The organism is Paenibacillus sp. BK720 (assembly GCF_011761545.1).
Taxonomy (GTDB): Bacteria; Bacillota; Bacilli; order Paenibacillales; family Paenibacillaceae; genus Pristimantibacillus.
Genome location: NZ_JAASRQ010000001.1, coordinates 1,110,991 through 1,129,900 on the forward strand (window position 1 = coordinate 1,110,991; position 18,910 = coordinate 1,129,900).

Consider the following 18,910-nt stretch of genomic DNA (forward strand, 5'->3'; position numbering starts at 1 on the left):
AAAACAGTCAACATGAAAACATGCGGGATCGATAATTGCTCCAAACCGATCAAGGCAAGAGACCTGTGCTCCATGCACCATCAACGACTGATGAGGCATGGCGATCCTAATACCGTCATGCCCCGCAGGACAAAGAAACTGGTCAATTGCAGCTGGATCAATTGTACAAGTCAAGCCGTATCGAAAGGACTTTGTGTCAAGCATTATTACATCAATCGCGTTTTAAAGAAAAATAAACAAAATGATGTAAGGTAATGTCACATCCATTTTCTGAAAATGGGGTGTTTATTTTCATGAAAATATGTATAATGAAGGTAACTCCCTATTTACCAGAAAATGAATCCTTTAACGCTACGGTACCATTCTAACCAAATGGAGGCGATTGTCGGAAATGATTCAAACGGCACCATACGGCCTTCTGCTGAGCGATTTGTATCTGTTCAACAAAGGCTGCTCTCACCACAGTTACCGGTTCATGGGGGCGCATGTCATGGACTGGGACGGTAAAGATGGCGTCAGGTTTGCAGTGTGGGCTCCGCACGCCAGGGAGGTTCGGCTTGTTGGCCAGCATAACAACTGGGATGGTTCCGGTTCGTTAATGGAGCGCGTGTCTTCGACAGGAGTCTGGGTTCACTTCGTACCGGGACTTGGCGAAGGCGCTGTTTACAAGTACGAGATCGTGACCTCAACAGGACAGCGGCTGCTCAAGGCGGATCCTTACGCTTTCCTCGCCGAAAGGCGTCCTCAAACCGCCTCCGTAGTGTCTGATCTATACGGATTCCCATGGCGGGATAAGAAATGGATGGAATCTCGGCACAAGCGGCCGGCATACTCCAATCCGCTAATGCTTTATGAAGTGCACGCCGGCTCCTGGCAGCTGAAAGGGGAGGAGAACTTCCTCACCTATGAAGAACTTGCCGATCAGCTTGTTCCTTACGTTGCCAAGATGGGATATACCCACATCGAGCTGATGCCAATCAACGAACATCCTTTTGACCAATCCTGGGGTTATCAGGTCACCGGTTATTATGCGCCTTCCAGCCGTTACGGCAAGCCGAAGCAGCTAATGAAATTTATTGACCGCTGCCACGCGTACGGCATTGGCGTTATTCTGGACTGGGTTCCCGGACATTTTTGCAAGGATGATCACGGATTGCGCCGCTTTGACGGTACTCCGATCTTTGAAGGAAACGATGAGCGGCTTGCCGAAAAGCCTTTATGGGGAACACTGGCCTTCGACTTCAAACGAAACGAAGTGATCAGCTTCCTCGTCTCCAATGCCATCTACTGGATGGAAATGTTCCACTTCGACGGTCTTCGGATTGATGCCGTCGCCAGCATGATCAATCTCCACATGGATAAACCGCCCGAGCTCTTCACCTGGAACGAGTATGGCGGAACTGACAATCTAGACGCTCTCCGCTTCATGAAACGGCTTAACGAAACCGTATTTCACTACTACCCAGACGCACTAATGATCGCAGAAGATTCTTCCGCTTGGCCTGCAGTCACCTCACCTACATACTTAGGCGGGCTGGGATTTAACTTTAAATGGAATATGGGCTGGATGAACGACGTGCTCAAATACATGTCGATGGATCCTGCCGACCGCACACACCACCACCACTTACTTACTTTCTCACTTTTGTACGCTTTCTCTGAAAATTACGTTTTACCGTTCTCGCATGACGAGGTTGTACACGGCAAGCGTTCCTTGCTGAACAAAATGCCGGGCTCCTATGAGGAGAAATTTGCTCAATTGCGTTTGTTATACGGCTATTGGATCGCTCATCCGGGCAAGAAGCTGCTGTTTATGGGCAGCGAATGGGGACAATTCGACGAATGGAAGGACCGCGAACCGCTTGACTGGATGCTGCTCGATTACGAGCTGCACGGAAAAATGCACGACTATGTCAAGGCTTTGAACCATGTTTATACCCATGAACCGTCCCTATGGGAAAGAGATCAAGACGCTTACGCTTTTCAATGGATTGATGTGAATAATGCCGAACAATCGATCATATCTTTCATTCGTTATGGCAAGCAGGGCTTCACTGTTACGGTTGCCAACTTCTCCAGAAACGGTTATACCCATTATCGATTAGGCGTGCCGCAGCCGGGCTGTTATCGCATGATCCTAAACAGCAATGAGGTACAGTTCGGAGGTTCCGATTCACAGTGTATTCAGAAGCATGACAGCGAGAAAGTGAGCTGGCACGGCTATAACCAAAGCATTTCCATCAATCTCCCCCCATTATCCTTCCAATTATTCAGCTTTGCGGGCGGAGACCACATTAAGAAGGGGTTGGTGTCATGGGTCGAAAAAAGGAAATGATTGCAATGCTGCTTGCGGGAGGAGAAGGCAAGCGACTGGGGGTTCTCACAAAGGATTTGGCGAAGCCGGCGGTCTATTTCGGGGGAAAGTACCGCATTATTGATTTTACTTTGAGCAACTGCACGCATTCTGGCATCGACACGGTTGGCGTTCTTACGCAATACCAGCCGCTTGAATTGAACCGGTATTTGGGCATCGGAAGCCCATGGGGGCTGGACCGCAGGGATGGCGGCATGGCCATTCTGCCTCCATACGTGAAACAAAAAGGCGGAGTCTGGTATAAAGGCACGGCAAATGCGATTTATCAAAACATGGCGTTTATTGAACGCTACGACCCAACCTATGTTCTGGTCATCTCGGGTGACCATATTTATAAAATGGATTACGATTTGATGCTGCAGCATCACAAGAAAAGCGGGGCGGATATTACGATTGCCGGCATTGAGGTGCCGTGGAAGGAAGCAAGCCGTTTTGGCGTTATGCACGTCGATGACGAAGACCGGATTACGGCTTTCGAGGAAAAGCCTAAAAACCCGACCAGCAATATCGCTTCGATGGGCGTGTACATTTTCACCTGGTCGGTGTTGAAGAAGTATTTGATTTACGATGAAGCCAGCCGCAATTCCAGTCACGACTTCGGCAAGGACGTTATTCCGTCGATGATGAGAGACGGATTGCATCTGAGCGCTTACGCTTTCCGCGGTTACTGGAAGGATGTCGGCACGATCGAAAGCTTATGGGAAGCCAATATGGATTTGCTCGACGATAAGCCTTCGCTGGATCTGGCCGATAGAGATTGGCGCATTTTCTCCGTCAGTCCGAATCGTCCTGCCCAATACGTCGCTTGCGGGGCGAGCGTATCCTCCTCCATGGTGACGGAAGGCTGCATTGTGGAAGGCGATGTCGAACGTTCCGTTTTGTTCTTTGGCGTTACGACGGGCAAAAACAGTGTCGTTAGCCAATCGGTCATTATGCCGAATGTGAAAATTGGCGAAGGAGCCCGCATCTACCGGGCGATAATTGGTGAAGGTGCTGTAATTGAAGACGGCGTATGCATCGGCAGTCCAGATGATGATGCGATTACCGTTGTTGCCGTAGGCGAGTTTGTATCCAATGAACCGATGCTGCTGGAGGTGGAGCCGTCATGAAACATCAAGTTATGGGCGTCATAAATCTGATTCACGAAAACGATGATATGGAGCGGCTGACGCAGAACCGCTGCCTGGCAACCGTGCCGTTTGGCGCAAGATACCGGCTTATCGATTTCATCCTGTCAAGCATGGTGAACTCCGGAATCAATAAAGTAGCCGTATTCGCACATACGAAATACCGTTCCCTAATGGATCACGTTGGTTCCGGCGACCATTGGGACTTAAATAACCGTCAGAGCGGCTTGTTCCTGCTTCCTCCGGCAACGGACGACATTCAGGAAATCAGCCGCGGGGACTTATATCATTTCTACCAGCACCGCGATTATTTCAACCGTTCTACGCTGGAATATGTCGTGATTGCCCGCAGTCATATGGTTTGCAATATTGATTTCGAACCGATTATCGAAGCGCATAAGGAGCGCGAAGCGGATATTACGATCGTATGCAAGCGGGATGCCGATCTGATGGGAGGCAAGGCCCGCAAAATGAAGATGGATGGGGATGGCCGCATAACGGCCATGCAGGACCATTACGGAAGATTGAACAGCGATATCTGTTCCATGGAAATGTACGTGATGCGCAAGGATTTCCTAATGGAGCTTGTCGAAACTTCCCTTGCCCAAGGGCAGGACCATCTGGTCCGCCACGCCATTTTCTCGAGAATCGATAAACTTCGCGTCTACGGCTATTTGCATGAGGGTTATCTGGCAATCGTAAATACTCTGTCGAGCTTCTACCAGAGCAACATGAGCCTGCTTCGCCCCCAAGTATGGCGTGAGTTGTTCTTCCAGCCGGGGACGGTCTTCACGAAAGGCAAAGATGAGCCTCCAGCCCGCTATCTGGGAACATCCAAGGTGACCGACTCCCTTATTGCTAATGGCTGCCGTATAGAAGGAACGGTCGAAAACAGCATTCTGTTCCGCGGAGTCCATGTCCGCAAGGGTGCCGTTGTCCGCAACAGCATCATTATGCAAAACGGCGACATCGGCGAGAACAGTCTGGTCCAGCACTGCATTCTGGATAAGGATGTGCGCGTACAGTATGACCGCGATATCCGCGGTTCTTCCGAAAATCCGTTTCTGGCAGGCAAGCGTAAGATTATATAAATAGCAATTAAATTATGGATAGGGTATGAGGTGATCAGGCGTGAATATATTAATGGCCGCTTCCGAAGCAACTCCGCTCGCCAAATCGGGCGGACTGGCTGACGTTGCAGGAGCTTTGCCGAAGGCGCTCAAGCAGCGTGGAGCCGATGTTCGTATTATTATGCCCAAGTATGAAGAGATCCCAGATTATTATATTCAGAATTTTGAGCGAATTGCTGAATTTTATGTAAATTTTGGCTGGAGAAGCCAATATTGCGGATTGTTCCGGGCGGAAATCGACGGTGTGATTTTCTATTTGCTTGATAATGAATACTACTTCGGGCGCAGAGGCCTGTACGGCTATAACGACGATGCCGAGCGATTCGTCTTCTATTCCGTGGCGGTTATGGAGGCTGTGCGGTACCTGGATTACACGCCGGATATCGTACATTGCCATGATTGGCAGGCCGGACTTATTCCGTTCCTGCTCCGCACCCGTTACGCGAATGACCCAGCCTGGGACGGCGTGAAGTCGGTATTCACGATCCATAACCTGATGTATCAAGGGTTGTTCGGCATTGACCTCTTGAAGGAGCTTCTGGGAGCGGGAGACGAGATGTTCACCGCCGACAAGCTGGAGTTCCACGGTGCCGCAAGCTGCCTGAAAGGGGGGCTTGTCTATGGGGACAAGCTTACGACGGTCAGCGAAACCTACGCCCGGGAAATTCAGAGCTGGGAGCATGGCGAGAAGCTTGACGGGCTGCTGCGCAGCCGCTCCGGCGATCTGGCAGGCATTATTAACGGGATTGATATCGATTTATACGACCCGATGAACGATGATGCCCTACATACGCCTTACCGTTCCTCTATTTCCCGCAAGCGGAAGAACAAGCTGAGCTTGCAGGCGGAGCTTGGTCTTCCCGAGTCGGAAGATATCCCGCTGATCGGAATAATCAGCCGTCTCGTGGAGTCGAAGGGGATGGACCTCATTACCTGGAAGCTTGACGAGCTTATGCAGGAGGATGTACAGCTTGTAGTTCTGGGAGCGGGAGATTGGCATTACGAGAATGCCATGAATCAGCTGGTCGCCCGTTATCCGAATAAAGCCGCGGTATGGCTTGGTTATAATGACCGCCTGGCTAGAAGGATCTATGCAGGCTCGGATATTTTCCTCATGCCATCACGTTTTGAGCCTTGCGGCTTAAGCCAGCTGCTCGCTCTTCGTTACCGCTCCATTCCCGTTGTCCGGGAAACCGGCGGTCTAAAGGATACGGTCTTCTCCTATAATGAAGAGACCGGGGAAGGCAACGGCTTCAGCTTCACGCATTATAACGCGGACGATTTCATGTATACGGTGAGAAGGGCGCTTCACTTCTACCGCGATGATGCCGTATGGCGCCGCATCGTAGAAAACGCCGGCAAGGAAGATTACAGCTGGAGCCGCTCGGCAAAAGCTTATATAGCCTTGTACGATCAACTTCTTGCTTCTCGAAAGGGGACTGAAAGATGGCCCGTCACCTTGTAATCGGCAATGGTAAGCTGCTGCTCAATTTGGATCAACATTGTTTTATTCGGGATATTTATTTTCCGTATGTCGGACAGCTAAACCATGTGGGCGGTCACTATTGCCGGTTCGGGATCTGGATCGGAGGCGCATTTTCTTGGCTGGATGAGAAGGAATGGACATTCGAGCTGAATTATATCGAGGATTCCCTTGTGACGAACATTATCGCGAGGCATGAGGGACTGGGCGTAGAGCTGCAAATGAACGATGGCATTCATCAGCGCGAATGCATCTACATTAAACGGGTTGTTGTACGCAACAGGAGGAACGAAAGCCGGGAAGCCCGGCTTTTCTTCCATCAGGATCTGATGATCGAAGGCTCGGAAGTAGGAGATACGGCCGCTTATTATCCGGAAAACAATACGATGTTTCACTATAAGCGCTCGAATTACTTCATGTTTAGCGGCTGTACGGATGAAGGCGGCATTATGCAGTATTCAACGGGCATTAAAAGGTTTCACTCCGCGGAGGGAACCTGGCGCGACGCGGAAGACGGCGTGCTGATGGGCAATACGATTGCCCAAGGCTCGGTTGACAGTACGATTGGTCTGCGCACAATGGTTCCTGGCAACGGCGAGAAGACGCTGTATTACTGGATGTCCGTCGGCAAAAATCTCGAGGAAGTCAAAACCCTTCATAAATACGTGAAGGATAATCATCCAGAGAAGCTGCTCAGCCGGATCGTCATTTACTGGAAGCATTGGCTGCAGCGTTCCGAGGACAATTTAGGGGATTTGCCCAAAGAGGTCACCCGGATGTTTAAGCATAGTCTGCTGCTTGTCCGTACGCAGGTCGATGAGCGCGGTGCGATTTTGGCTGCGAATGATACGGATATTTTGCAGTATAACCGGGATCATTACAGTTATATGTGGCCGCGTGACGGCGCGCTAATCGCCGAGGCGATGTCGCTGGCAGGATATCAGAGCGTCATTACTCCGTTTTTTTATTTCTGCGCAAACGCGTTGTCTCCGGAAGGCTATTTGTATCACAAGTACAATCCGGACGGAACGGTAGGCTCCAGCTGGCATCCGTATATTGTGAAGGGGAGCCAGAGAATTCCGATCCAGGAAGACGAAACCGCGCTTGTCCTGTTCGCGTTATGGCAGGACTATTCGCGTAATCAGGTTATCGAGCTGCCCCAATCGCTCTACAGCAGCTTGATCCGGAAGGCAGCCTCCTTCCTAAGTGAATACATCGAGCCGGAGCTGTCGCTGCCGAAGCCAAGCTATGATCTTTGGGAGGAGCGGTACGGGATCTGGACTTATACGGCTGCTTCCGTGTATGCCGGTCTAATGGCAGGCGCCTTCTTCACCGAGCTGTTTGGGGATTATGAGCGGAGCGACCATTACCGCAATATGGCCCATACGGTCAAGACCGGAATATTAACGCATCTCTGGGATGAAGAGTCCGGACGTTTCGCCCGCGGGCTTGTGCAACGGGATAACCGGTGGGTGAAGGATATGACGCTGGAGAGCAGTATCTTCGGATTATGGGAGTTTGGCGTCTTGTCCGTTCATGATGAACGCGTGCAGAAGACGATGAATGCCATAAAGGAAGGTCTCCGGGTCAAGACTCATATTGGCGGCATTGCCCGATATACCAATGATTATTACTTCCAGCAATCCGGAGAAATCGACCAGGTTCCGGGCAATCCGTGGATCATCTGTACGCTGTGGGTGGCCAATTACGAGATTGAATCCGCGCTTACGCTGGCAGATCTGGAAGGTCCGCTCAGGACGCTGGAATGGGTTGTCGACCACGCATTATCGAGCGGGCTGCTGCCGGAGCAGCTTAACCCTTTCGACGGTTCGCCGCTGTCCGTGGCGCCGCTGACCTGGTCTCATGCAACCTTTGTTCAAAGCGTAAGCAAATACGCCGCGAAATACAAAGAGCTTCAGGGGGCAAAGCCGTAAAGCCATGAAGAAAAGCCGCTTAGCATATAGCTAAGCGGCTTTGTTGCGATCCGAAGCGGCTATTTAAAAGAAGCTGCAGGTACGGATAATGATAACCAGCAATATGAATAAAACAAGAATATAGGCAGCGCTATTGTTCCAGACTCCTTGAACCGGTCCATAGCCCATATTAGCTCCTGCTACAGGGTAACCCATTGTTCATTCCTCCCGAGTCGTTGTTGTGATTACCGATCACAAGACCAATATATGAGCGTGAAAGGGGGAGGAATTGGACATTTGTACCTGTGCAGATGGTTTTGATGAATTCGCCTAGGGAATAGAAATCAGCGTTTTTTCGTACTGCCGGATATGCTTGATCCTGGATTCCGCGGTTGTCCGCATCGCGTTGCCCGCGAGCAGGCTTGAAGTGGAGCCCACGCCGACCACGCTTATGCAGCCTACATTAATCCGCGGGCAGTGGTTTACCCGGTTGATGCGAACATCCTCTCCGGAGTCCGCTACCGGGTCGATTAGCTTGGGAAGCGGGCGGTTGAATATCGGATAAGATTCGAAGTACACGCTTCCCGCCCTCGTGTGATCGATTGCCCGTTGAACGGCAAGGGCATTCAGCTTAGGCGAGCCTACGGCGCGGTCCCCGAACTGAATAATCGCACCTATTGAAACGTCAACGACGGACACCAGTCCAATCTGGGATACCCTTATGGGATAAGACGCTTCCATCCGTACGGTTCCTCCTAGCCGGCCATCGGAGATTCGCCAACCGCTTCCTCTTCGCCCTCCGGTGTGGGGAGCGGAGCTAGCGGGCCGGCAATGACGGATTCGGGAGGCGTATCAAACATCGAATACAAGGTGACATAGTCGGAGTCGCCGATCTGGAACATCGAGGCCGCCGATACACCCAATATTTCAATGTTCCCAACGGTCAAGCCGCAATTGTGCACCGTGAAATTCACCATCGCTTACCTCTCCTGTCAGGCGCCATTGCCGCTTTTTAGCGACTGGACATATTTTTGCATGGCGGCATCCGCGTCTCTGATTGTTTTGGATAATATCATTTCTTTCTTCTCCTGCTCGGTTTGCGGATTTTGTCCTTGTCCTGCAGCTCCTGCCTCGGCCTCACCCGGCTTCAGCTGCATATAGAAATGGATGCGGGAAGGGAGCTGCTTGCGGATATCCTCCAGAACCATGCGGCGATGATAAGGATCAAGATCTACTCCGTATTCCGTCTCGAGCGCGATAAGCCTTTGCGCACCGTGCTGGCTTAAAAATCGGTCCACCTCGGCCCGTACGTCTGCATAAGGCTCGGACGGCGGAGTCAAGCCGGAGGCTGCCGCCGGATAAACGTTTGGCTTATGCGGAACCGCCAGCTGATCGATATCCCCGTCTCCGCCTGTTATTCCGGGCGGCGTCATTCCGATATTTAACGTACCTTCAAGCTTCTCGACCTTTAATTGGTCAAAATGATATTCCAGCTTCTCGATATTATAGGTTGGCTTGTTCTCCAGTTGCTTCAGCTGCTCGCTTAGAACAGCGAGTTGCTGCTCCAATGAATAGATCTGGCTCTGCTGCGCTCTTAGCTTGGCTTGTAGCTCAAGCGACCAGGCTTGCCATGGAGACAGCCCATTGCCGGGCGGCTGCTGCTGCATGATATAAGCCTCCTCTCATATTAAGCGGGATCGGGAAGCGGGACCAGCGACAGCGGGCTTTCTTCCCCTAGCTGCGGAGCGGGTCCCGTAAATCCGCCCGAATTGTACATTTGGGATAAAGATCGGATCGATCCCGCGCTTCCGACCTGCAAGACGGAGCTGTTCGATACGCTGTTTACCCGAAGCTGCTGTATGGTGATCGTCTGATAAATGGTCCAGTTCATGCGTTACACCACGGTTTCCAGATTGTTCTGGGAGTTGTCTTGAACGTCCGGATCAAGCGTGTTGGTTGCGCTGACCGCATTGTTTGAATTTGCCAGGCTTCCCGTCAGGAACGAGCCGGAGCCAGCATAGGTTTTCGTCTGACTGGAGGGCGACACTTGAACCGCGTCTCCGAAATGAACGACGGCACTGGAGCCGACGCTGACGACTTTTACAAATCCAACGATAGAAGGCATTCGTACTCACCCTTTTCCCTTAAAGCGTCTCGTATATTATCGTATGCGGCATACGCCCAGAGGTTCCGCCGCCCGCGCTGGATAAGTGCCCAGCGCATGGAAGGAAGTAGCCGCTCCACCCAGCTTCGCATATGCTAAGAGGGAACGGCTTGGAGGTGAACGGGATCGTGGAGAACAAATGGGATGAGCTCGAGAGATGGCTTGACGGCCAGCGGCTTCCAAAGGGCTTCGATGTGATGAAGGAGCCGGATTGGGTGGAGAAATTCGTCCGCAAGATGATGACCAAATCACTGCCATCGGCAGCAAATTCCATCTTGGATCAGGCGGATGAAAACGAGGGGCTTTCATTCTTTGAAACTCATCAGGACTTACTTGTGAAGTTCCACCTTCCGCGTGAGGTAAGCCGGGAAAATCTTCGATTGTACGTACGCGATGACCGATTAAGGATTGAAGGACTTCCAAATCAGCAGAAGGAAATCATCAAACTGCCTAAGCTTGTGAAGCCGACCATCTGCCAGGCGGTTGTGAAAAATTATATTTTGCAAGTCAAGCTGCGCAAAAGACCCAAGGCCGGTACTTATTATGAAACGGATATACGATGGTTGAAAGGCCGCTAATCCAGGGCCTTGCGGCCGTCGTTTTCTTTTGGGGAGAAAACGATATTATGGCTAAGCGGTGAAAGCCGTTTCACCTTGTCGCCTTTTCTTGCGGATTGCGGCTGGCGAATGAAGGGACAATCCCTTATAATGCTAATTGTGTGCTTGCATTATTACATAGGGGAGTGTATGCAGTGACTTTAGTCGATGTCAGTGACATCTCTAGATCATTATTTATTATCGGGGTCGTCTTCTTATTGCTCATTTTCGGATTATTGAGTCTTGGCATTCTTCGTATGTTCCAGCAGCGCTTTCGTTACGGATGGGTTTGTTTTGCGGGAGCGGTCGTCAGCTTTATCGTTTTAATGATTATATTGAACAAATGGTATGTATAGCGGGTTTCTGCAGATAAGTAGGGAGGGTTTCCGTTATGATGTGGACGGCGATCTGGTTTGTTATTAATATGTTTTTTGTGGCATCGGTCATTACCTTGCTGTTCATGCATCGATCCGTTACGGAAGCGGCCCTGGATCCCGCAGGCGGGGAACGACTCGCGGCGGCGAAAACAAGACGCAAATGGGTGTCGATCATAAGCATTGTGTTATTCCTGGCTATGTGTGCAAGTTTTCTGATAAACATGCGGCTGAACGGATGAATCAAGCCGCGTCTTAAGAGAGGCTCTCATTGACGAGAGTCTTTTTTTTCGGCATTATGAATAGAAAGACACTTTATTGTCGGAGGTCCTTCCATTGCATACCATAGATGAAATTATACAAAGAATGACCGGACAAGGACTTCGCATTACGGACCAGCGCAAATCGCTGGCCAAATTATTTGCGGAGACTCCGGGCTACCTGGCACCCAAGGAAGTTTACGAATATATGGGCAAGTCCTACTCGGGCCTGAGCTTTGATACCGTATACCGCAATTTGCGCGTGATGGAGGAGCTTGGGGTTATCGAGCAGGTTATCTTTGAGGATGGCGTTAAATTCAAGCTTCATTGCAGGGAAAACGACCATCACCATCATATGATTTGTCTGCAATGCGGCCATACGTACCCGATTACGTTCTGTCCGATGGAGCAGACGGTCGTGCCGGATGATTTCCGCGTGGTGAAGCATAAATTCGAAGTATTCGGCTACTGCAAAGACTGCATTCAAGAAGAGTCGGAAGCCGGGGCAAACTGATGGCGCACAGCCGAACGGCCGTAAGGGTGATGAAGGCGCCGGTCCTTTTTTACCGGAAGGTTATATCGCCGCTTACGCCGCCGACCTGCCGTTATTATCCCACTTGTTCGGCGTATGCCCTCGAGGCGCTTGAGAAGCACGGAGCTGTTAAAGGCTCATGGCTTGCCGCCAAGCGAATCGCCAGATGCCATCCGTTCCATCCCGGGGGGTACGATCCCGTTCCGCCTGTCCCGGGCGAGCAGAAGAACGATGCGGACGGAACGGCTGCTCCTTGACAATGGAGCACTCCATTGGTTATATTTTGTCATATAAGCATATTTCCTATATTCGATGAACGGATAAGTACGATGAAGATGCCATGACAGAGAGCCGGGCGACACGCTGGAAGCCGGTATGGATACACATCGGAAGATGGTCCCGGAGAATCTGTTTCCGAGCCTGCATGAGAGGTAAGGGAATCGCGTAAAGCCGGCGTTAACGGCTCTGCCGCTCAGAATGGCGGCAACACGAAGCTGCTGTGCGGAGGTTGAATCATGAAAGCGCAGCGGGAATTTGGGTGGTACCGCGTGAGTGAACTTGAACTCTCGTCCCATGTTGGACGGGAGTTTTTTGCGTTCTCTCGCTTCATTACGATCATAACGGAGGAATGACAAATGGGTAACGATAAAAAAACCTTCTATCTGACGACGCCGATCTATTATCCGAGCGATAAGCTTCATATCGGACATGCGTATACGACGGTAGCAGGCGATGCCATGGCGCGCTATAAACGTCTTCGGGGGTACGATGTCTGGTATTTGACCGGCACGGACGAGCATGGCCAGAAAATCGAACGCAACGCCAAGGACAAAAACAAATCGCCGCAGCAGTTTGTCGATGATATCGTGGTTGGCATCAAAGAGCTCTGGTCAAAGCTGGAAATTTCGAACGACGATTTCATTCGCACGACGGAGCCGCGCCATAAGGAAGCGGTTGAGAAGATTTTCGCCCAATTGCTGAAGCAGGACGATATTTACAAAGGCGAATACGAGGGCTGGTATTGTACGCCATGCGAATCGTTCTTCCTTGAGCGCCAGCTGGTGAACGGCAACTGTCCGGACTGCGGACGTCCGGTAGAGCTGGTGAAGGAAGAAAGCTATTTCTTCCGGATGAGCAAATACGCCGATCGCCTTCTGAAGCATTACGAAGAGAACCCGGATTTCATTCAACCGGAATCGCGCAAGAACGAAATGATCAACAACTTCATTAAGCCGGGTCTGGAAGATCTTGCGGTATCCCGTACAACCTTCGACTGGGGCATCAAAGTCCCTGGAGATCCAAAGCATGTCATCTATGTCTGGATCGATGCATTGTCGAACTACATCACAGCTCTCGGTTATGGCAAAGAAGGAAGCCGCGATTTGTATGACCGCTTCTGGCCCGCAGACGTTCATCTGGTCGGCAAGGAAATCGTGCGTTTCCATACGATCTATTGGCCAATCATGCTGATGGCCCTTGGACTGCCGCTTCCGAAGAAGGTGTTCGCGCATGGCTGGCTGTTGATGAAGGATGGCAAAATGTCGAAGTCGAAAGGGAACGTTGTTGACCCGGTGACCTTGATCGACCGTTACGGCCTGGACGCGGTTCGTTACTACCTGCTCCGCGAGGTGCCGTTTGGTTCCGATGGTACATTCACTCCGGAAAACTTTGTTGACCGAATCAACTTCGATCTGGCAAACGACCTTGGCAACCTGCTCAACCGTACGGTAGCGATGATCGATAAATATTTCGATGGCGAAATTCCGGCTTACGGCGGCAATGTAACGGCATTTGACGAATCTCTGCAAGTGCTTGCGGCAGAAACCGTACGCCAGGTTGAAGCGTCTATGGAAACGATGGAATTCTCCGTTGCTCTGTCGGCGATCTGGCAGTTTGTCAGCCGTACGAATAAATATATTGACGAGACGTCTCCATGGGCGCTTGCGAAGGACGAAGCGAAGAAGAACGAACTGGCTTCCGTCATGTATCATCTGGCGGAATCGCTCCGCATCATCTCGATCCTGCTTCAGCCTTACCTGACGCACGCTCCTCGCGAGCTGTGGCGCCAGCTTGGCCTGGAAGAAGGCGAATTGACCGCTTGGGACAGCACCAAGCGCTTCGGACAGCTGCCTGGCGGCACGCGCGTAAGCAAGGGAGCGCCTGTCTTCCCTCGTCTGGATGTAGCCGAAGAAGTAGCCTATATCGCTGCTGCCATGGGCGGCGGAGCCGCGGCTAAGACCGAAGCGGCTGCGCCGGCGGCAGACAACGCGGCGCAAGCGGCCGTGCCGGCGGTTGAAGCGAAGGAAGAAATCGGCATTGAGGAGTTCGGCAAGGTTGAGCTTCGCGTCGCTCAAGTCATTGCAGCCGAGCCGGTGCAAAAAGCCGACAAGCTGCTCAAGCTGCAGCTTGATCTTGGCTATGAGCAGCGCCAGGTGGTATCCGGAATCGCTAAGTTTTACACGCCGGAGCAGATGGTTGGCCGCAAAGTCATTTGCGTAACCAACCTGAAGCCGGTGAAGCTTCGCGGCGAGCTGTCGCAAGGGATGATCCTCGCGGCTTCGCATGGCGATCATTTAACGCTTGCAACGGTGCCGGATGACATGCCAAACGGCGCAGTCGTGAAGTAAATCGTAATATCGAGAACCGCCCGGATATCCAGTCCGAGGCGGTTCTCTTTCGTCATCACGTATGCACGGGTACCGGCTTGTAAATAGTAGTTAATAGTTTTTGGTTGACAGGGTGTAAGCCCGCTCGTATAATCTAGAACGTAATAGTAACGATTACTAAAAAGAGTTTCGAAATGGAGATTATACGAATGCGCTCTTTAAAACATATGAGTTTGCTGCTGTCTGCCATGATCGTATTTTTGGCAGCTTGCGGGACTAATTCGGATAAAACGCTGGTTGAAGGCAAGACCAATGTCGTTACCAGCTTTTATCCCCTCTATTATTTGGCATCGGAAATTGGCGGAGACCGCGTAAATGTCGTCAATCTTATTCCCGCCGGCGTAGAGCCTCATGACTGGACGCCCAAGAGCCAAGATTTGACCATCGCTTCGAAGGCGCAGCTGTTCTTGTATAACGGGGCTGGCCTTGAAGGCTGGACGGATGATTTTTTGAATGGTCTGCCCAAGAACACCGGCCTGATCACGGCCGAGATGAGCAAGGGAATTGAACTTATACATGGAAATCCCGAAGAAGAAGAGGAAGACCACGATCATGGCGAGCATGATCATGACCACGGGCTTGATGTCGATCCGCATACCTGGGTGAGTCCGAAGTCTGCTATGGTGATGGCGGCCAATGTGAAGGACAGCTTGATTCAGGCCGATCCTGCCCACAAGGAAGATTTCGAGGCGAATTATGATGCGCTTGCAGGCAAGCTGGAAGCGCTGAACGAGGAATTTGAGTCTAAGTTAGCGGCAGCGCCCCATAAATCGATTGTAGTCTCCCATCAGGCTTTTGGTTATTTGGCCAGAGACTATGGATTGACGCAGATCGCGATAACAGGTCTGTCTCCCGATGCCGAGCCGCGAGCCCAGGATTTGCTCAAGGTTGCGAAGTTTGTGAAATCGGAGGGCATCAAATATATTTATTTCGAAGAGATGGTATCGCCGGATCTGGCAAAAACGATCGCAAGCGAAACGCATACGAAGCTGCTCGTGCTTAATCCGATCGAGGGTCTTACGCCAAAGCAGGAAAAAGCCGGCGAGGATTATCTCAGCCTGATGGAGAAAAATCTGCAACATTTATTGACCGGATTACAGGAATAATACAAGGGGTATGGAGAGAGGAGGGCAACGATGCAAAACGCGAGTTGTCACCAAGATATAATAACGCTCGAGAACGTATCTTTTTCCTATCAGAGCCAGGCGGTTCACAAAGGGCTTAATTTTTCGGTAAAAGAACGGGATTTCATAGGTTTGATCGGCTCAAACGGCGCTGGCAAAACAACCTTGCTTCGCATGATTGTCGGGCTGCTGAAGCCGGAGAGCGGAACGATTCGCCTGTTCGGCCAGCCGGTGTCCCAGTTCAAGGACTGGGATCGGATCGGTTACGTGCCGCAGAAAAATTCGTTTAATCCGCTGTTCCCGGCAACCGTGCGAGAGGTTGTATTGTCGGGGCTGTACAGCCGGAATAAGCTTTTCCGCAAAATCACGAAAGCCGATCAGAAGAAATGCGAGGATGCCCTTCACGCGATGAATATAGAGGATCTGGCAATGAAGCGGATCGGAGAGCTGTCCGGCGGACAGCAGCAGCGGGTATTTCTCGCAAGAGCCCTGATTAACAATCCGTCGCTTCTGATTTTGGATGAACCAACGGTTGGCATCGATTCGGAGACGCAGGAAGGCTTCTTCCATATGATCAAGCATATGCACCAGCATCATAACATTACGTTTCTAATGGTATCGCACGACATGGAAATGATCCGGTCTTATCTAGGCCAGCAGCCTGCTGCAGAGAGCGGCAAGCTGAAATTTTACAAGAAGCATTCGCATGATCTGCAGAATTGCGTAGAGAACGATTTGACGCATAGCTTGAAGGAGCTTCGTCAACAAATGGAGAGCAGGAGAGAGGTCGTTACGGTTGGAGATCTTGGCTAGTGAGTTTTTTCAGCGGGCGTTAATCGGAGGCGTACTGATCGGGATAACGGCACCGCTTATGGGGATTTTTCTGGTGCTGCGCCGCTTATCGATGATTGGCGACACATTGTCCCACGTATCGATTGCGGGGGTTGCCCTAGGATTCCTGATTGGCGTATATCCGGTAGCGGTTGGCCTGGTGTTCGCGATTATTGCTTCCTTCTTTATCGAGAAGCTGCGGAAAACGTACAAAACGTACGCGGAATTGTCCATTGCCATTATCATGTCCGGCGGCGTTGCGCTGGCTTCGATATTGTTCACGATGGGCAGGGGCTTTAATATTAATGTGAACGGTTATTTGTTCGGCAGTATTTTTACCCTCGACAATGTGGACCTCATTACGATTGCGGTCGTTACGGTTGTGGTATTGGTAGCCATCCGCACGCAGCTGAAGGAGCTGTTCCTGCTTACGTTTGACGAGGATGCGGCAGCGGTTAGCGGCTTGCCCGTTCGGTTCTATAATGTTATGATTAGCGTGCTTACTGCACTTGTCATTAGCGCGTCTATTAAAATCGTGGGAGCGTTGCTTGTTTCGGCACTGCTTACTATTCCGGCTGCCTGCAGCCTGATTATAGCCCGCAGCTTTCGCCAAAGCGTCATTACGGTTGTCGTGATCGGGGAGCTGGCCGTTGTGGCCGGACTGATGCTGGCAGGCGTATGGAATCTTGCGCCGGGCGGTACGATCGTTTTGTTATTGATTGCGATTATGCTTGTTCTTCTGCTGCTGAAGCGCGGTTTGAAGATGGGAAGTTAACTTCGACTGAGGTGTTTAACTTTGGATAACATTAACGTATGGCTGGCGTTTGGCGCCGGCTTTGCTTCATTTATCTCGCCTTGCTGCCTGCCTTTATATCCTTCGTATTTATCCTACATAACCGGCATTTCCGTTAGTGATTTGAAGAATAACAATCAGACTTCCCAGATGAGAATGAGGACGATGTCGCATACCTTGTTTTTTATACTTGGATTTTGCACGGTGTATTACACGCTTGGCTACGGCTCCAATGTATTCGCTGAATTTTTCAGCCAATACGAGGATTTGATCCGGAAGCTTTCGGCTATTCTGATCGTGCTCATGGGCTTATTCCTCGCGGGTATTTTCCAGCCCCAGGCGCTTATGAAGGAACGCCGTTTCCATTTTGACCCGACCAAAAAAACCGGATATCTCGGTTCGTTTATTTTTGGCGTCGGCTTCTCGGCAGGCTGGACGCCTTGCATCGGTCCGGCATTGACCGCGATTCTGGCCCTGGCGGCGTCGAAGCCGGGAACATGGTTCGAGCTGACGACCGCGTATGCTTTAGGCTTCGCCATTCCGTTTTTCCTGTTGGCCTTTTTCCTTGGATCGGCTCGTTGGCTGCTTAAATATTCGTCCGTCGTCATGCGAATCGGCGGGGGCGTCATGGTGCTGATGGGGATCCTTCTGTTTACGGATCAGATGACCAAAATTACGATTTGGCTGAATCAGGTAACGCCTGCTTTCATGAAGTTTTAATGGAGACGCGTAAGCGAATCGGCTTGCAGTAGCATTAAAAATCGTTGTATGATACTAAGAGTAACGCCATGAGACAAGGTGTAGAATGCAGGGTTAGGGGGTTCTTCATTGCCGACTCCGAGCATGGAAGACTACTTGGAACGTATTTATAAGCTTATTGATGAAAAGGGCTATGCGCGCGTATCGGATATAGCCGAAGGGCTTGAGGTGCATCCTTCATCTGTCACCAAGATGATTCAGAAGCTGGACAAAGACAACTACTTGATTTATGAGAAATACCGCGGGCTTGTTCTGACAAGCAAAGGGAAAAAGATGGGGAAACGGCTAGTTGACCGTCATCATTTACTCGAGTCGTTCCTGACGATTATCGGCGTGCAGGAAGAGAACATTTACCGCGATGTGGAAGGCATCGAGCATCATTTGAGCTGGGATTCAATCACTTGCATCGAGACCTTGGTTGAATTCTTTAACCGTGAGCCATCTCGCTTGGACGAGCTGAGAGGGATCCGGACTGAACTGGATACGGAATGAAAGGCTCGCCGCTTGCGGCGGGCTTTTTTAGTTGTCCTGTGGGAGGCGGCCGGAATCGGGCTTGGGCACGGGGTATCTCCTTCGGCATCTGTTGTCCGGGTATGGCTTGAACAATATGCAGCCATGGCTGCAATACCCGGACAAAGGCGGACGCTACGCTCCTCCAGGAGATACCCCTTAGCCCCGGCGCCGCCGGCGGCCGCCGCAGACAACGTAAAAAAGCCCGCCGTAAAATCGGCGGGCGTAGTATATCTATCCTTTAAGGCCAAGAACATCCCAGACTATTTCTCTA

21 protein-coding genes are annotated in these 18,910 nt (G+C 51.1%); 15 read left to right on the plus strand and 6 right to left on the minus strand.

Annotation, left to right across the window (positions count from 1 at the left end; all coding sequences use genetic code 11):
• The first annotated feature begins 391 nt into the window (after positions 1-391).
• Genes glgB through FHT67_RS04835 form a run of 5 tightly spaced genes read left to right on the plus strand, consistent with a single transcriptional unit; the run spans position 392 to position 8,048 of the window.
• Positions 392-2,335 carry a 1,4-alpha-glucan branching protein GlgB gene (gene glgB / locus FHT67_RS04815; RefSeq protein ID WP_167196133.1) on the plus strand — a complete coding sequence of 648 codons (1,944 nt, stop codon included), beginning with the start codon at positions 392-394 and terminating at the stop codon, positions 2,333-2,335.
• Positions 2,314-3,483 carry a glucose-1-phosphate adenylyltransferase gene (locus tag FHT67_RS04820; protein ID WP_167196135.1) on the plus strand — a complete coding sequence of 390 codons (1,170 nt, stop codon included), beginning with the start codon at positions 2,314-2,316 and terminating at the stop codon, positions 3,481-3,483. The genes glgB and FHT67_RS04820 overlap by 22 nt, the downstream gene beginning before the upstream one ends.
• On the plus strand, positions 3,480-4,592 hold the full coding sequence (gene glgD / locus FHT67_RS04825) for a glucose-1-phosphate adenylyltransferase subunit GlgD (RefSeq protein WP_132304442.1): 1,113 nt from the start codon (positions 3,480-3,482) through the stop codon (positions 4,590-4,592). Before FHT67_RS04820 ends, glgD begins: the two co-directional genes overlap by 4 nt.
• Positions 4,593-4,632: 40 nt before the next feature.
• On the plus strand, positions 4,633-6,096 hold the full coding sequence (glgA, locus tag FHT67_RS04830; protein ID WP_167196138.1) for a glycogen synthase GlgA: 1,464 nt from the start codon (positions 4,633-4,635) through the stop codon (positions 6,094-6,096).
• Positions 6,078-8,048, plus strand: coding sequence for a glycoside hydrolase family 15 protein (locus tag FHT67_RS04835; protein ID WP_132304446.1), 1,971 nt, complete (start codon positions 6,078-6,080; stop codon positions 8,046-8,048). The genes glgA and FHT67_RS04835 overlap by 19 nt, the downstream gene beginning before the upstream one ends.
• Before the next feature lie 63 nt (positions 8,049-8,111).
• Here the strand turns inward: FHT67_RS04835 and FHT67_RS04840 are convergent, their stop codons facing one another.
• The 6 genes from FHT67_RS04840 to FHT67_RS04865 all read right to left on the minus strand — a co-directional run bounded on the left by FHT67_RS04840 (position 8,112) and on the right by FHT67_RS04865 (position 10,152).
• Complete coding sequence (locus tag FHT67_RS04840; protein ID WP_132304448.1) at positions 8,112-8,243, minus strand: sporulation protein YjcZ; 132 nt, start codon at positions 8,241-8,243, stop codon at positions 8,112-8,114.
• Between the two features lie 114 nt (positions 8,244-8,357).
• Entirely contained in the window at positions 8,358-8,768 is a 411-nt protein-coding gene (locus FHT67_RS04845; protein ID WP_167196141.1) for a spore germination protein GerPE, read from the minus strand.
• A 14-nt stretch (positions 8,769-8,782) separates the two neighbouring features.
• Positions 8,783-9,004: a hypothetical protein gene (locus FHT67_RS04850; protein ID WP_132304452.1), complete on the minus strand. Its 222-nt coding sequence runs from the start codon at positions 9,002-9,004 to the stop codon at positions 8,783-8,785.
• A gap of 15 nt (positions 9,005-9,019) precedes the next feature.
• Positions 9,020-9,694 carry a spore germination protein GerPC gene (locus FHT67_RS04855; protein ID WP_167196144.1) on the minus strand — a complete coding sequence of 225 codons (675 nt, stop codon included), beginning with the start codon at positions 9,692-9,694 and terminating at the stop codon, positions 9,020-9,022.
• A gap of 20 nt (positions 9,695-9,714) precedes the next feature.
• A complete protein-coding gene (locus FHT67_RS04860; RefSeq protein ID WP_132304456.1) occupies positions 9,715-9,918 on the minus strand; it encodes a spore germination protein GerPB in 204 nt (67 codons plus the stop codon).
• A 3-nt stretch (positions 9,919-9,921) separates the two neighbouring features.
• Complete coding sequence (locus FHT67_RS04865; RefSeq protein ID WP_132304458.1) at positions 9,922-10,152, minus strand: spore germination protein; 231 nt, start codon at positions 10,150-10,152, stop codon at positions 9,922-9,924.
• Between the two features lie 131 nt (positions 10,153-10,283).
• On the opposite strand from FHT67_RS04865, the gene FHT67_RS04870 reads away from it, so the two are divergent.
• The 10 genes from FHT67_RS04870 (at position 10,284) to mntR (ending at position 18,618) form a co-directional block, all read left to right on the plus strand.
• Complete coding sequence (locus FHT67_RS04870) at positions 10,284-10,769, plus strand: Hsp20/alpha crystallin family protein (protein ID WP_208403111.1); 486 nt, start codon at positions 10,284-10,286, stop codon at positions 10,767-10,769.
• A 409-nt stretch (positions 10,770-11,178) separates the two neighbouring features.
• Entirely contained in the window at positions 11,179-11,403 is a 225-nt protein-coding gene (locus FHT67_RS04875) for a hypothetical protein (RefSeq protein WP_132304462.1), read from the plus strand.
• A 94-nt stretch (positions 11,404-11,497) separates the two neighbouring features.
• Entirely contained in the window at positions 11,498-11,935 is a 438-nt protein-coding gene (locus FHT67_RS04880; protein ID WP_132304464.1) for a Fur family transcriptional regulator, read from the plus strand.
• Complete coding sequence (yidD, locus tag FHT67_RS04885; RefSeq protein ID WP_132304466.1) at positions 11,935-12,210, plus strand: membrane protein insertion efficiency factor YidD; 276 nt, start codon at positions 11,935-11,937, stop codon at positions 12,208-12,210. The genes FHT67_RS04880 and yidD overlap by 1 nt, the downstream gene beginning before the upstream one ends.
• A gap of 378 nt (positions 12,211-12,588) precedes the next feature.
• Positions 12,589-14,580, plus strand: a complete 1,992-nt coding sequence (metG, locus tag FHT67_RS04890; RefSeq protein ID WP_167196146.1) for a methionine--tRNA ligase — start codon at positions 12,589-12,591, stop codon at positions 14,578-14,580.
• Between the two features lie 188 nt (positions 14,581-14,768).
• On the plus strand, positions 14,769-15,725 hold the full coding sequence (locus FHT67_RS04895) for a metal ABC transporter solute-binding protein, Zn/Mn family (RefSeq protein WP_167196149.1): 957 nt from the start codon (positions 14,769-14,771) through the stop codon (positions 15,723-15,725).
• Between the two features lie 30 nt (positions 15,726-15,755).
• The gene (locus FHT67_RS04900; RefSeq protein WP_132304472.1) at positions 15,756-16,556 is read left to right on the plus strand and encodes a metal ABC transporter ATP-binding protein; all 801 of its coding nucleotides are present in this window, start codon (positions 15,756-15,758) and stop codon (positions 16,554-16,556) included.
• The gene (locus tag FHT67_RS04905) at positions 16,540-17,349 is read left to right on the plus strand and encodes a metal ABC transporter permease (RefSeq protein ID WP_132304474.1); all 810 of its coding nucleotides are present in this window, start codon (positions 16,540-16,542) and stop codon (positions 17,347-17,349) included. Before FHT67_RS04900 ends, FHT67_RS04905 begins: the two co-directional genes overlap by 17 nt.
• 21 nt (positions 17,350-17,370) lie before the next feature.
• Entirely contained in the window at positions 17,371-18,087 is a 717-nt protein-coding gene (locus tag FHT67_RS04910) for a cytochrome c biogenesis CcdA family protein (protein ID WP_132304476.1), read from the plus strand.
• Between the two features lie 108 nt (positions 18,088-18,195).
• Positions 18,196-18,618 (plus strand): transcriptional regulator MntR, encoded by a 423-nt coding sequence (gene mntR / locus FHT67_RS04915; RefSeq protein WP_132304478.1) that lies wholly within the window; start codon positions 18,196-18,198, stop codon positions 18,616-18,618.
• Positions 18,619-18,910: the final 292 nt, after the last annotated feature.

What these genes read in the sequence shown, in the direction of transcription:
- FHT67_RS04860 (WP_132304456.1), bottom strand. Translation starts at nt 9,918, where the DNA reads ATGAACTGGACCATTTATCAGACGATCACCATACAGCAGCTTCGGGTA.
- FHT67_RS04875 (WP_132304462.1), top strand. Translation starts at nt 11,179, where the DNA reads ATGATGTGGACGGCGATCTGGTTTGTTATTAATATGTTTTTTGTGGCA.
- FHT67_RS04870 (WP_208403111.1), top strand. Translation starts at nt 10,284, where the DNA reads ATGCTAAGAGGGAACGGCTTGGAGGTGAACGGGATCGTGGAGAACAAA.
- metG (WP_167196146.1), top strand. Translation starts at nt 12,589, where the DNA reads ATGGGTAACGATAAAAAAACCTTCTATCTGACGACGCCGATCTATTAT.
- FHT67_RS04900 (WP_132304472.1), top strand. Translation starts at nt 15,756, where the DNA reads ATGCAAAACGCGAGTTGTCACCAAGATATAATAACGCTCGAGAACGTA.
- FHT67_RS04840 (WP_132304448.1), bottom strand. Translation starts at nt 8,243, where the DNA reads ATGGGTTACCCTGTAGCAGGAGCTAATATGGGCTATGGACCGGTTCAA.
- glgD (WP_132304442.1), top strand. Translation starts at nt 3,480, where the DNA reads ATGAAACATCAAGTTATGGGCGTCATAAATCTGATTCACGAAAACGAT.
- FHT67_RS04835 (WP_132304446.1), top strand. Translation starts at nt 6,078, where the DNA reads ATGGCCCGTCACCTTGTAATCGGCAATGGTAAGCTGCTGCTCAATTTG.
- yidD (WP_132304466.1), top strand. Translation starts at nt 11,935, where the DNA reads ATGGCGCACAGCCGAACGGCCGTAAGGGTGATGAAGGCGCCGGTCCTT.
- FHT67_RS04855 (WP_167196144.1), bottom strand. Translation starts at nt 9,694, where the DNA reads ATGCAGCAGCAGCCGCCCGGCAATGGGCTGTCTCCATGGCAAGCCTGG.
- FHT67_RS04895 (WP_167196149.1), top strand. Translation starts at nt 14,769, where the DNA reads ATGCGCTCTTTAAAACATATGAGTTTGCTGCTGTCTGCCATGATCGTA.
- FHT67_RS04820 (WP_167196135.1), top strand. Translation starts at nt 2,314, where the DNA reads ATGGGTCGAAAAAAGGAAATGATTGCAATGCTGCTTGCGGGAGGAGAA.
- glgB (WP_167196133.1), top strand. Translation starts at nt 392, where the DNA reads ATGATTCAAACGGCACCATACGGCCTTCTGCTGAGCGATTTGTATCTG.
- FHT67_RS04845 (WP_167196141.1), bottom strand. Translation starts at nt 8,768, where the DNA reads ATGGAAGCGTCTTATCCCATAAGGGTATCCCAGATTGGACTGGTGTCC.
- FHT67_RS04865 (WP_132304458.1), bottom strand. Translation starts at nt 10,152, where the DNA reads ATGCCTTCTATCGTTGGATTTGTAAAAGTCGTCAGCGTCGGCTCCAGT.
- FHT67_RS04850 (WP_132304452.1), bottom strand. Translation starts at nt 9,004, where the DNA reads ATGGTGAATTTCACGGTGCACAATTGCGGCTTGACCGTTGGGAACATT.